11 protein-coding genes are annotated in these 11503 nt (G+C 66.7%); 8 read left to right on the plus strand and 3 right to left on the minus strand.

The window, feature by feature from the left end:
• The first annotated feature begins 172 nt into the window (after nt 1–172).
• The 3 genes from ACQR1X_RS17470 to ACQR1X_RS17480 are packed head-to-tail and all read left to right on the plus strand — an operon-like array spanning nt 173 to nt 2631.
• Nucleotides 173–967, plus strand: coding sequence for an SDR family NAD(P)-dependent oxidoreductase (locus ACQR1X_RS17470; RefSeq protein WP_316216041.1), 795 nt, complete (start codon nt 173–175; stop codon nt 965–967).
• 8 nt (nt 968–975) lie between these two features.
• Nucleotides 976–1272: a DUF1330 domain-containing protein gene (locus ACQR1X_RS17475; RefSeq protein ID WP_316216042.1), complete on the plus strand. Its 297-nt coding sequence runs from the start codon at nt 976–978 to the stop codon at nt 1270–1272.
• A 21-nt stretch (nt 1273–1293) separates the two neighbouring features.
• A complete protein-coding gene (locus tag ACQR1X_RS17480; protein WP_434899270.1) occupies nt 1294–2631 on the plus strand; it encodes a chloride channel protein in 1338 nt (445 codons plus the stop codon).
• Between the two features lie 139 nt (nt 2632–2770).
• Here the strand turns inward: ACQR1X_RS17480 and ACQR1X_RS17485 are convergent, their stop codons facing one another.
• Complete coding sequence (locus ACQR1X_RS17485) at nt 2771–4234, minus strand: hypothetical protein (RefSeq protein ID WP_434899271.1); 1464 nt, start codon at nt 4232–4234, stop codon at nt 2771–2773.
• A gap of 369 nt (nt 4235–4603) precedes the next feature.
• Between ACQR1X_RS17485 and ACQR1X_RS17490 the strand changes: the two genes are divergently transcribed.
• Nucleotides 4604–4900, plus strand: a complete 297-nt coding sequence (locus ACQR1X_RS17490; RefSeq protein WP_434890674.1) for a hypothetical protein — start codon at nt 4604–4606, stop codon at nt 4898–4900.
• A gap of 77 nt (nt 4901–4977) precedes the next feature.
• On the opposite strand, the gene chrA is transcribed toward ACQR1X_RS17490, so the two are convergent.
• Nucleotides 4978–6207 carry a chromate efflux transporter gene (gene chrA / locus ACQR1X_RS17495; RefSeq protein WP_434899272.1) on the minus strand — a complete coding sequence of 410 codons (1230 nt, stop codon included), beginning with the start codon at nt 6205–6207 and terminating at the stop codon, nt 4978–4980.
• 169 nt (nt 6208–6376) lie between these two features.
• On the opposite strand from chrA, the gene ACQR1X_RS17500 reads away from it, so the two are divergent.
• The gene (locus tag ACQR1X_RS17500; protein ID WP_434892440.1) at nt 6377–6814 is read left to right on the plus strand and encodes a hypothetical protein; all 438 of its coding nucleotides are present in this window, start codon (nt 6377–6379) and stop codon (nt 6812–6814) included.
• A 231-nt stretch (nt 6815–7045) separates the two neighbouring features.
• Here the strand turns inward: ACQR1X_RS17500 and ACQR1X_RS17505 are convergent, their stop codons facing one another.
• On the minus strand, nt 7046–8062 hold the full coding sequence (locus ACQR1X_RS17505) for a zinc-binding alcohol dehydrogenase family protein (RefSeq protein ID WP_434892441.1): 1017 nt from the start codon (nt 8060–8062) through the stop codon (nt 7046–7048).
• A 117-nt stretch (nt 8063–8179) separates the two neighbouring features.
• Between ACQR1X_RS17505 and ACQR1X_RS17510 the strand changes: the two genes are divergently transcribed.
• Genes ACQR1X_RS17510 through ACQR1X_RS17520 form a run of 3 tightly spaced genes read left to right on the plus strand, consistent with a single transcriptional unit; the run spans nt 8180 to nt 11343 of the window.
• Entirely contained in the window at nt 8180–8557 is a 378-nt protein-coding gene (locus ACQR1X_RS17510; RefSeq protein WP_431334774.1) for a winged helix-turn-helix transcriptional regulator, read from the plus strand.
• Between the two features lie 60 nt (nt 8558–8617).
• Nucleotides 8618–10012: a DegQ family serine endoprotease gene (locus tag ACQR1X_RS17515; protein ID WP_315800958.1), complete on the plus strand. Its 1395-nt coding sequence runs from the start codon at nt 8618–8620 to the stop codon at nt 10010–10012.
• Complete coding sequence (locus ACQR1X_RS17520; RefSeq protein ID WP_434874301.1) at nt 10009–11343, plus strand: replication-associated recombination protein A; 1335 nt, start codon at nt 10009–10011, stop codon at nt 11341–11343. Before ACQR1X_RS17515 ends, ACQR1X_RS17520 begins: the two co-directional genes overlap by 4 nt.
• Nucleotides 11344–11503 lie beyond the last annotated feature (160 nt).

Consider the following 11503-nt stretch of genomic DNA (forward strand, 5'->3'; position numbering starts at 1 on the left):
GTCGATCGATGGTGGGCCCGCCGCCGCCTTCGGCGGCCGCTTTGCTCACCCTACGGAGGCCGCCGGCGGCATCTGCGCGCGCCATTCACCGTTCTTCTCGAGGATCAGCTCTGCGTTGCGTTGGCGCGACGACGCCCCACATCCGTTGCTTCAGCACAACGGAGAGCTGCTCATGCACATCGACCTCTCGGGAAAGACCGCCCTCGTCACGGGTTCGACCGCCGGCATCGGTTTTGCCATCGCCAAGGGGCTTGCCGCTGCAGGCGCGGAGGTCGTCGTCAATGGTCGCAGCCAAGCCCGTGTCGATGAGGCGGTCGCGAAGCTCAAGCAGCTTGTCCCGGCCGCCCGGCTGCGCGGCGTCGCCGGCGACGTCGCTCGGATCGACGGCTGCAACGCCATCGTCACCGCGCTCCCCGAGGTCGACATCCTCGTCAACAATGCCGGCATCTTCGAGCCCAAGGACTTCTTCGACATTCCCGACGAGGATTGGAGCCGCTTCTTCGAGACCAACGTGATGTCCGGCGTGCGCATGGCACGCGCCTACATGCAGGGCATGCTGAAGCGCAACTGGGGCCGCATCATCTTCATTTCCTCGGAGTCCGGGGTGAGCATTCCGACCGAGATGATCCACTACGGCACGACCAAGACCGCCCAACTCGCGATCTCGCGCGGGCTTGCCAAGCTGACCCGCGGCACCGGCGTCACAGTCAATGCCGTGCTTCCGGGTCCGACGATGTCGGAGGGCGTCGAGACCTTTGTGAGGGATCTCGCCCGCCAGAACGGCCAGTCGGAGGAGGAGGCGGCCTCGTCCTTCGTCAAGCAGCACCGGCCAGCCTCGCTGCTGCAGCGCTTCGCCAGCGTCGACGAGATCGCCAGCATGGTCGTCTATGCCGCCTCGCAGCAGGCCTCCGCCACCAACGGAGCCGCGCTACGCGCCGAGGGCGGCATCCTCGACACCATCGCCTGAGGCCGGCCATGGCGGCTTACGTCATCTCCGAGGCTGAGGTTCGCGACGCCCAAGCGATGGAGCGCTACCGCATGCTCGCGGCGCGCTCGATCGCGCAGTATGGCGGGCGCTATCTGGTCCGCGGCGGGATCTCCGAGACGGTCGAAGGCGGTCCGCCGGCCAAGACCCTCATCATCGTCGAGTTCCCGTCGATGGCCCGGCTGCGCGAATGGTATGCGTCGGCCGAATACGCCGACGCCCTGGGCGAGCGCGGGAAGGCGCTGGACCGCCGGCTGATTTTCGTCGAGGGTGCTGCACCTGCGTAGAGAACGGACTCCGTTGCGCCCATGCTGACCATCACCCCCCGCCGCAAGCGTTGGCTCAAGCTGACCTCGGCGCGCTGGCAGCGGCGGGTGCTGTTCGTGGCTGGCGGCCTGGTGGTGGGCGCGGCGGCCGTGGCCCTGGCGGAGCTCGCCGACCTGGCCCAGCTCGCCTTCAACTGGCTGCTGTCGAAATCACGCTACGCCTCACTGATCGTGACGCCCGCCGGCTTCGCGCTGTCGGTCTACCTGACCCAGCGCTTCTTCCCGAACGCGCAAGGCAGCGGCATCCCTCAGGCGATCGCCGCTCGGCACCTGACCGACACGAGCGCGCGCAGCCCGCTGGTGTCGATCCGCATCGCCATCGGCAAGGTGCTCTTGACCCTGCTGGGGCTGCTGTGCGGCGGCTCGGTCGGCCGCGAGGGCCCGACAGTGCAGGTCGGCGCCTCCATCATGTTCGCGCTCGGCCGGCTATCGCCGCGGCGGCAGCCGGGCTTGATCCTGGCCGGCGCCGCCGCGGGGGTCGCGGCCGCCTTCAACACACCGCTCGCCGGCATCGTGTTCGGCATCGAGGAGATGAGTCGTGCCTTCGAGACGCGGACCTCGAGCCTCATCATCGCCACCGTGATCGCCGCGGGCCTGACCTCGCTGGCCCTGATGGGCAATTACGCCTATTTCGGCACGACGCCGATCGCGCTCGGCAAGGGCATCGACTGGCTGGCGGTGCCCGTCTGCGGGGTCCTGGGCGGCGCCGCCGGCGGCCTGTTCAGCCGCATCCTGATCACCATGGCGCGCGGACTGCCCGGCGCCGGCGGCCACCTCATCAAACGCCACCCGCTGCCGTTCGCGCTCGCCTGCGGCTTTGCCGTCGCGCTGTGCGGGCTGGCCTCGGGCGATACGGTCTACGGCACCGGCTATGCGCAGGTGAAAGGCGCGCTGGAGACCGGAACGCCGCTGCCGAGCGATTTCGGCGTGCTGAAATTCCTCGCCACCACCTTTGCCGCGATCAGCGGCATTCCCGGCGGCATCTTCGCGCCGTCGCTCGCAGTCGGGGCGGGCATCGGCGCCAACGTCGCCAGCCTGTTCCAGCAGTCGCCGCTGGCGCCGATCATGCTGCTCGGCATGGTCGCCTATTTCGCCGGCGTGGTGCAGGCGCCGATCACCGCCTTCGTCATCGTCACCGAGATGACCGACAACCACGCCATGGTGGTGCCGCTGATGATGGCGTCGCTGATCGCCTACGGCACCTCGCGCCTGATCTGCGAGGAGGGGCTCTATCACGCCCTCGCCAAGGGCTTCGTCGCCAGAGCTGAGACGAAGGCTGAGGCAGCGCAGGAGCCGAAGCAGGTTGCCGCGCCATCCTGATCCCAGCGCTCAAGCAGCGGTTCGGAGCGCGCCGATAACCGGCGTCGGTTCAATCGCTTGATGGCAGATCCTGAGATCTGCCATCGGCTCGAAACGGCAGCGGCCCCGTTGCCGGCACCGCTGCGCAAGCGTCGTCGATCTACTTCCTGAACGGATCCGGCCGCATCAGGAGCCGGCCGGAGATCGAGTTCGGCACTTCGTAGGGCGAGCCGATCGACAGCACGTGGCTGAGCGCGATCAGCCGGTTCGGCAGCTTGGCCGGCGGCGGCGTCTGGAACGAATAGGACGTCGGGTTGTGGCACAGGAAGCAGTTCAGCACGTTCTTGATCGGCGTGTTGTCGGCGTTCTGCACGAAGGTCTCGGCGGTGGCGTTGGCGAGATTGACCGAACCGACCGCATTGGTCTGGTTGCTGTTCAGATTGTACGAGTTGGGGAGCATCCAGACGGTGCCGTCGAGGGCGTAGTTCGCGAACGTCGATTGCGGGCCCTTCAGGCCGGAGAGAAAGCCCTGGGCTTGCGCCGTGATCGCGAAGATGTTGCCGACGCCGTTGGGCTGGTTCTCGCCGCCGGTCTGGTTTTCGAGCACGACGTTGGTCACCGGCGTCAGCTTCTGGGTCGCCGGATCGAGCCGCAGTTGCGGCCGGTTGGCACCGGGCTGCGCCGCGATGTTGACCTGCGAGAACGGCGTGCTGCCCTTGTAGAGCGTATAGTTCTTCGGATCCGAGCGGCTTGCCGAGGGCGCGAAGGTGTTGTCCGGCGTCTGCGGCGAGTTGTTCTTCAACTCGAACGTGCCCCACAGGAATTCAGGGTGGTTCTCGGTGTAGCCGACGACGTGCAGGCCGACCAGCGCCACCGTCACCGTGACGAATTTGCCGGGCGCCGGCCGTATCGTGATCAGGCCGGGGGTGACGTTGTTCTCCAGCACCGGCACCTGTGCCTGGGTCGTATAGGCGCCCGCGGGCGGCGCCTGGCCTGGGTCGAGCCGCAGCCACGTCGCCTTGAACACCGCATCGCCCACGGCGAAGGAGGAATCTGCCGGCTGGCTCTGGTAGCCGCCGGTCGCGATCAGGTTCTTGCGCGCGGTGTTGAAATAGCTCTGGTTCATGTGAACCGAGGCGTAGACGGGATAGCCGTTCTGCGCGACCAGCATGTTGCCGTCGGCCTCGACGATGGCGCCGGCGCCTTCGGTGAAGCCGGCCATGCCGTGGAAGACCTGGGCACGGGCCGCCAAGGTCAGCGGGCGCGGCCGTGGGGCGCCGGCATTCTCGGCGTTGTTGAGCAACTCGTCGGGCGTCGCCAAGGTCATGAACCGCGGCACGGCGGCGCCGGAGCCCGAATCCTTCACCAGAGCCGTCGCCCAGACGAAGGCCTCCCACGACCATTGATGGAAATTGCAGTCCGGCGTCGGGATGGTCTTGGTGTCGGAGGTGGGGAAGGCGGCGTCCGGCTTGAGATAACTGCCAAGTCCCTCCGACCAGCCGAAGGCCGGGCAGTTCTTCGCCGGCGGAGGCGGGGCGGCGCTCGCAGGGCTGAGGGCGCCGGCAAGGCCGCTTGCGGTGACGGTCGTCGCGAAAGTGAGCATGAGCCACTGAATCATCTTCATGGCCGGTCTCCATTGATGTGCGCGCTGGGATAGGCCGAGCCGAGGGGCTCGCCGCCATGCGTCGCAAATGATTGTTAAAAATGATTCATTCAAAAGTAGTACCGCGAGAACATGCACCCAAAGGTGAGATTTGCAAGACCGGTAGCTCACGCAAGCCGCATTTTTTTCGGAAGGCGCCTTACGGCGTGACATGCGGCTCTGCCCGACCGTCGCTCGCGGCGGCATTCGTCTTCATCGGTTGACAGGCGCTGCAGTGTGAGCGCGGGCACGGTCGACACCGCCGATCGCGCGCATCCTGGCGGCCGTTCGCTGGAGAGGTGCGGACAATGACGTCTTCACGCCAGTGGACGACAACCACAGGAGAGTGAAATGAAGTCCATCATGGCCGGTGCGTTGCTGCTCGTGCTGACATCGGGGGCAAGCTTGGCGGGCACGCCGCTGATCGATGCGCGTCAGCACAGCCAGTCACATCGCATCTACAACGGCATCGCGAGCGGACGACTGACCTATCCGGAGGCCCAGCAGCTCGTCCGCGGTCAGATCCACGTCCAGAAGCTGGAAAACAAGGCCAAGGCCGACGGCGTGGTGACGCCGTTCGAGCGTGCCCGCATCAACGTCGCGCAATCCGTGCAGGGCGCGCGCATCTTCTGGAAGAAGCATAACTAGCCGCGCGCGGCAGCTCGCTGGGGCAGAGCGCTGCCGCGGCGGCGCTCTGACACCCTGTGATGCGGCGTCGCCGCCGCTCACACCAGCGCGGCGGCGACGCCGGCTATGGCGCTGAACGTGACCACGACGAGCGGCGGCGCGCGCCAGGTCACCAGGAGGACGAAACCGACCAGCGCGATGCCAAAATCCGCGGCGTTGTGGACGGTGGTCGTCCAGACCGGGTCGTACAGGGCCGCTCCCAGCACACCGACGACCGCGGCGTTGACACCCCGCATCATGGCCTGGGCGCCGGCGCGTTTGCGGAACGAGTCCCAGAACGGCAGCACGGCGAGCAGGACAAGCATGCCCGGAAGGAAGATGCCGAGGAGACCGAGCGTGGCGCCGATCATCTTATGCGGCTCCGGCGCCGCCACGATGCCGAGATAGGCGGCGAAGGTGAAGAGTGGGCCCGGGACGGCCTGCGCGGCGCCGTAGCCGGCGAGAAAAGCGTCGTCGCTCAGCCAGCCGGGTCCGACGAAGGCCTCGCGCAGCAGCGGCAGCACGACATGTCCGCCGCCGAACACCAGTGCGCCGGAGCGATAGAAGGCGTCGAACAAGGCGACGCCGGTCGATCCCGTCGCGCCGCGCAGCAGCAGGAGTCCCGCCAACAGGATGACGAACAGCACGAGCGCGGCCAGTCCTAAATTGCGTGACACCGGGATCGCGACGTGTCCAGACGGTGCCGTCTCGCCGCGGCACAGCCAGAGGCCGGCGAGTCCGCCGAGCACGATGGCCCCGATCTGCGCGGCCGAGGCCGAACTGAGCAGAATGATCAACGTTGCGGCGACCGCGATCGAGGCGCGCGTGCGATCGGGACAGAGCGTGCGCGCCATGCCCCAGACCGCCTGTGCGACGATGGCGACTGCGGTCAGCTTCAGCCCGTGCAGCAGGCCGCTGCCGATCGGTCCACTCAATCGGCCCGCACCATAGGCGAACAGGATGAGCACGGCGGCCGACGGCAAAGTGAAGCCGGTCCAGGCCGCGAGCGCACCGAGATAGCCGGCGCGCATCAGCCCGATGGAGAAGCCGACCTGGCTGCTGGCGGGACCGGGCAGGAACTGGCACAGCCCGACCAGATCGGCATAGGCATGCTCGTCGATCCATTTTCGCCTGACGACGAACTCGTCGCGGAAATAGCCGATATGGGCAATCGGCCCGCCGAAGCAGGTGAGGCCGAGCTTGAGGAAGATGCTGAGGACCTCGAGCGGCGATCCGCTGCGCGGGCCGTGATCGGCGGACGAATGGGTCTCTTGCTCGAGGCTGCTCACGGACGCCGTTCCAGATGCGAATGTCACGCTTCGTTAAAGGAGATCGGCCCGGCCGGCCAGTCCTCGCCCATCATGGCCTCGCGGCCCTCCGAATTATCGAATGCAGGGCGAATATGCAGCCCCTACATGCCGCGCTATGATCCATGATCAAGATCTGCCTGGAGGTTTCTTGTTTCCGGACCCTTCCATCAAATGGCGTCCTTACCCCTCGATGATCGACGGCATCGAACGACCGCCTGCGGTCTTCGATCAAGGTCTCTGGCGCGGCGTGCTCCACCTGATCGTCGTGGCATCGCCGCCCGGTTTGCGCGCCTACGGCATCGAGATCGCGTGCCAGATCTATGCCGGGTTCGAAGAGGTCGCTTACGCGGTGTCGGCGCATGGTGCCGACACCGTCGTGTACGACGGCGGCGTCTATATCAAGGAGGCCGGGCAATCGGCCTTGTTGAATGCCTATGAGGCGATCGATCCGGTCGGCCGTCGACCCCGGCATTTCAGTTTCGTCGGCAGTGAGTACTGCTACGAGGCGCTCGGCTTTTCCGAGCCGGTGATCAGGGCGTTCAGCACTCCCGATGAGGCCTACGCTTGGGGACCAGCGCGGCAATGAGCGACCGGACGCCGTTGCCGCTTCGCTCTCAATGACGGAAAGCTATGAAGCGCGGGCTTGTTAGTTGAGGGTGGCGGTGCCGTAGGGTGGGCAAAGCAGCCGCCGTCAGGCGGCAGCGTGCCACCGTCCGTCAGCGAGCGCACCGGCGAGATGGTGGGCACGGCGCCACCGCGACCTCGAACGTGAAGAGACCAGAGCCCTGCCTTTGCCCACCCGACGAGCTGATTGTTATCAGTCCCACCCCTCCAGCACGATCTTGCCGCGCGATGTGTTGCTCTCGATCAGCGCATGGGCGCGCTTGAGGTTGGCGGCGTTGATGGTGCCGTAGTTGTCGCCGAGGGTGGTGCGGATCACGCCCTTGTCGATGAGATCAGAGACATCGTTGAGCAGGTTGTGCTGCGCAATGATATCGGGCGTCGTGAACGAGGAGCGCGTGAACATCGATTCCCAGTGGATCGAGATCGCCTTGCCCTTGAGGGCTGCGAGTGAGAACTCGGCGGGATCGTCGATCAGGCCGAACTTGCCCTGCGGCGCCATGAAGTCGGCGATCGCCTTGTAGTGCTGGTCGGTGTGGGTGAGGCTCGCGATGAGCGCGACCGGCGGCAGCTTCAGCGCATCGATCTGCGCCTTCATCGGCTTGCCATGGTCGATCACGGCATGGGCGCCGAGCTTCAGGCACCAGTCGCGCGACTCGGGCCGGGTGGCGGTAGCGAGCACGGTCAGGCCGGTGAGGCGGCGCGACAGCTGGATCAGGATCGAGCCGACGCCGCCGGCGGCGCCCGTGATCAGCAAGGTGCGGTCATCGAGGCTCTTACCGGGGATGGCGCCGAGCCGGTCGAACAGCAGCTCCCACGCGGTGATCGAGGTCAGGGGCAGGGCGGCGGCCTCGGCGAACGACAGGCTCTTCGGCTTGCGGCCGACGATGCGCTCGTCGACCAGATGGAATTCGGCATTGGTGCCCTGGCGCAGGATCGAGCCGGCGTAGAACACCTCGTCACCGGGCTTGAACAGGCTCACGTCCGGGCCGACAGCCTCGACCACGCCAGCGGCGTCATAGCCCAGGATCTTGGTTTCGCCGGCGGGCGGTGCGGCGCGCTTGCGCACCTTGGTGTCGACCGGATTGACCGATACCGCCTTCACTGCGACGCGGATGTCGCGTCCCTTCGGCTCTGGTTTGGCGGTCTCGAAGTCGAACAGCGCGCGGTCCTCGGTGATGGGGAGCGACTGCTGGTATCCGACGGCCTTCATGAACAACCTCCTGGTTGGCTTGGCGATAGGATCTGTTTGTCCTTCTGGCGTCATTTCAGCAAGTACTGTAAAAATGGGGAACTAGTCCCCGTTTGGATACTATTGGGCCAAAACGCGATGAAACGGAAGAATTTCACCCGCCGTCCGGGCTGCGCGGTCGAAGCCACGCTCGATCTGATCGACGGCAAGTGGAAGGGCGTGATCCTCTACCACCTGCAGGGCGGCAGCCAGCGCTTCGGCGAGCTGCGCCGCCTGATGCCCGGCATCACCCAGCGCATGCTGACCAAGCAGCTGCGGGCGCTCGAGGACGACGGGCTGGTGGTTCGCAAGGTCTATGCCGAGGTGCCGCCGCGGGTGGACTATACCCTGTCCGAGGTCGGCGAGAGCCTGCGGCCGGTGATCGAGGTCCTCAGGAGCTGGGGCGAGCGGCACCAGGAACGGCTGTCCTGCGGCCCCGTTGCAGAGACCATCAAAACGCCGCATCAGGCCGCCTGAGCTTGGCCGCGGCGGCCGTTCCGCCTATATCCAAGCCGTCATTTTCCCAGGATTGTTCGCATGACGTTGATTCGCTCCACACTGGTCCTGCTGCTGTCTCTGCTGGCCGCCACTCCGCTCGCGGCGCAGGACCGGCGCGTGCCGCAGTCCGCGGCCGAGCTGCGGCTGTCCTATGCGCCGATCGTGCAGCGCGTGCAGCCGGCGGTCGTCAACGTCTATGCCGCCAAGGTGGTGCAGAACCGCAATCCCTTTCTCGACGATCCGATCTTCCGCCGCTTCTTCGGCCTGCAGGGCGGGCCGCAGGAGCAGATGCAGCGCTCGCTCGGCTCGGGCGTGATGATCGATGCGTCCGGTCTCGTCGTCACCAACGTGCACGTGATCGAGGGCGCCGACGAGGTGAAGGTCTCGCTCGCCGACAAGCGCGAGTTCGAGGCCGAGATCGTGCTGAAGGACAGCCGCACTGATTTGGCCGTGCTCAAGCTGAAGGGCACCAAGGAGCAGTTTCCGACGCTCGACCTCGCCAACTCCGATGATCTCCTGGTCGGCGATGTCGTGCTGGCGATCGGCAATCCCTTCGGCGTCGGCCAGACCGTGACCCACGGCATCGTGTCGGCGCTGGCGCGCACGCAGGTCGGGATCACCGACTATCAGTTCTTCATCCAGACCGATGCCGCCATCAATCCCGGCAATTCCGGCGGCGCGCTGGTCGACATGACCGGACGTCTCGTCGGCATCAACACCGCGATCTATTCCAAGTCCGGCGGCTCGCAGGGCATCGGCTTCGCAATCCCTGCCAACATGGTGCGCGTGGTCGTGGCTTCGGCGAAGAGCGGCGGCAAGGCGGTGAAGCGCCCGTGGCTCGGCGCGCGGCTGCAGGCGGTGACGCCTGAGATCGCCGAGAGCCTCGGCCTGCGCTCGCCGACCGGCGCGCTGGTCGCCTCCGTGGTTGCGAACAGCCCGGCGGCGAAGGCGGGCATCAAGTCGTCCGACCTGATCGTGTCGATCGACGGCCAGACCGTCGATGATCCCAACGCGTTCGACTATCGCTTCGCGACCCGGCCGCTCGGCGGCACGGCGCAGATCGAGCTGCAGCGCGGCGGCAAGCCGGTGAAGGTCGCGGTCGCGCTGGAGACCGCGCCGGACACCGGACGCAACGAGATGGTGATCAACGGCCGCTCGCCGTTCCAGGGCGCCAAGGTCGCCAACATCTCGCCGGCGGTCGCCGATGAGCTGCATCTCGATGCCGACACCGAGGGCGTGGTCGTGCTCGAGCCGGGCGACGGCACCACCGCGGCCAATGTCGGCTTCCAGAAGGGCGACGTCATCATGGCCGTGAACAACCAGAAGATCGCCAAGACCGCCGACCTCGACAAGGCGTCGCGCGAGGCCGCGCGCATCTGGCGCATCACCGTGCTGCGCGGCGGCCAGCAGATCAACGTCACGCTCGGCGGATGAGCCCGAAGCGTCCCCAGCAGGGAGGCCCGAGCCTCTTCGCCGCGGCGGGGATGGAGCACGATGCGCCGCGGCCGCTGCCGGAGCGGCTGCGCCCGCACAAATTGTCCGACGTCGTCGGGCAGGACCACATCCTCGGTCCCGACGGCGCGCTGACGCGCATGCTGGAGACGCGCACGCTGGGCTCGCTGATCTTCTGGGGCCCTCCTGGCACCGGCAAGACCACGGTGGCGCGGCTGCTGGCCGATGCAACCGAGCTGCATTTCGAGCAGATCTCGGCGGTGTTCTCCGGCGTCGCCGACCTGAAGAAAGTCTTCGACGCCGCGCGCGCGCGACGCGAGACCGGGCAGGGCACGCTGCTGTTCGTCGACGAGGTGCATCGCTTCAACCGCGCGCAGCAGGACTCTTTCCTGCCGGTGATGGAGGACGGCACCGTCGTGCTGGTCGGCGCCACCACCGAGAATCCGTCGTTCGAGCTCAACGCCGCTCTGCTGTCGCGTTCGCGCGTGCTGGTGTTCCACTCGCTCGATGCCGCCGCGATCGAGAAGCTCTACAGCAACGCGGAAGCCGTCGAGGGCCGCAAGCTGCCGCTCGACGACGAGGCGCGCGCCGTGCTGATCCGCATGGCCGACGGCGACGGCCGCGCCGCGCTGACGCTCGCCGAAGAGGTCTGGCGCTCGGCGCGCAAGGACGAGATCTTCAACGCGGTGCAGTTGCAGGACATCCTGCAGCGCCGTGCGCCGATCTACGACAAATCGGCCGACGGCCACTACAACCTGATCTCGGCCCTGCACAAATCGGTGCGCGGCTCCGATCCGGATGCGGCGCTGTACTACTTCGCCCGCATGCTCGACGCCGGCGAGGATCCGCTGTTCCTTGCTCGCCGCATCGTGCGCATGGCGGTGGAGGACATTGGCCTCGCCGATCCCCAGGCGCTGGTGATCGCCAACGCCGCCAAGGACGCGTATGATTTCCTAGGCTCTCCCGAGGGCGAGCTCGCGATCGCGCAGGCCGTGATCTACGTCGCGACCGCGCCAAAATCGAACGCCGCCTACAAGGCGTTCGGCGCCGCCAAGCGCGTGGCGAAGGAGGGCGGCTCGCTGCTGCCGCCAAAGCACATCTTGAACGCGCCGACCAAGCTGATGCAGGGCGAAGGCTACGGCGCGGGCTATCAGTACGACCACGATGCGCCGGACGCGTTTTCGGGCCAGGACTACTTCCCCGACGCCCTCGGCCGCCAGCAGTTCTACGATCCCCCCGAGCGCGGCTTCGAGCGCGAGATCAGGAAGCGGCTGGATTATTGGGCCAAGCTGCGGAAGGAGCGGGGTGGGTAGGAGCCCCGACGCCGCTCGTTCTGTCACCGCGTGTCGCGCTGCTTATGTTGCGTCATGCTCTCTCCACGTCATTGCGAGCGCAGTGTTTAGCCCGGAGACATAGCTTACACCTGTTCGGGGACATGGTTGACACTTTTGGGGTCACGCAAATCGATCGCTG

Source organism: Bradyrhizobium sp. HKCCYLRH3073, from assembly GCF_051167995.1.
Lineage (GTDB): Bacteria > Pseudomonadota > Alphaproteobacteria > Rhizobiales > Xanthobacteraceae > Bradyrhizobium.

Bases quoted from the DNA above. Each gene is read 5' to 3' on its own strand.
- ACQR1X_RS17485 (WP_434899271.1), bottom strand. From the start codon at position 4,234: ATGAAGATGATTCAGTGGCTCATGCTCACTTTCGCGACGACCGTCACC.
- ACQR1X_RS17475 (WP_316216042.1), top strand. From the start codon at position 976: ATGGCGGCTTACGTCATCTCCGAGGCTGAGGTTCGCGACGCCCAAGCG.
- ACQR1X_RS17515 (WP_315800958.1), top strand. From the start codon at position 8,618: ATGACGTTGATTCGCTCCACACTGGTCCTGCTGCTGTCTCTGCTGGCC.
- ACQR1X_RS17490 (WP_434890674.1), top strand. From the start codon at position 4,604: ATGAAGTCCATCATGGCCGGTGCGTTGCTGCTCGTGCTGACATCGGGG.
- ACQR1X_RS17505 (WP_434892441.1), bottom strand. From the start codon at position 8,062: ATGAAGGCCGTCGGATACCAGCAGTCGCTCCCCATCACCGAGGACCGC.
- ACQR1X_RS17470 (WP_316216041.1), top strand. From the start codon at position 173: ATGCACATCGACCTCTCGGGAAAGACCGCCCTCGTCACGGGTTCGACC.
- ACQR1X_RS17480 (WP_434899270.1), top strand. From the start codon at position 1,294: ATGCTGACCATCACCCCCCGCCGCAAGCGTTGGCTCAAGCTGACCTCG.
- ACQR1X_RS17520 (WP_434874301.1), top strand. From the start codon at position 10,009: ATGAGCCCGAAGCGTCCCCAGCAGGGAGGCCCGAGCCTCTTCGCCGCG.
- ACQR1X_RS17510 (WP_431334774.1), top strand. From the start codon at position 8,180: ATGAAACGGAAGAATTTCACCCGCCGTCCGGGCTGCGCGGTCGAAGCC.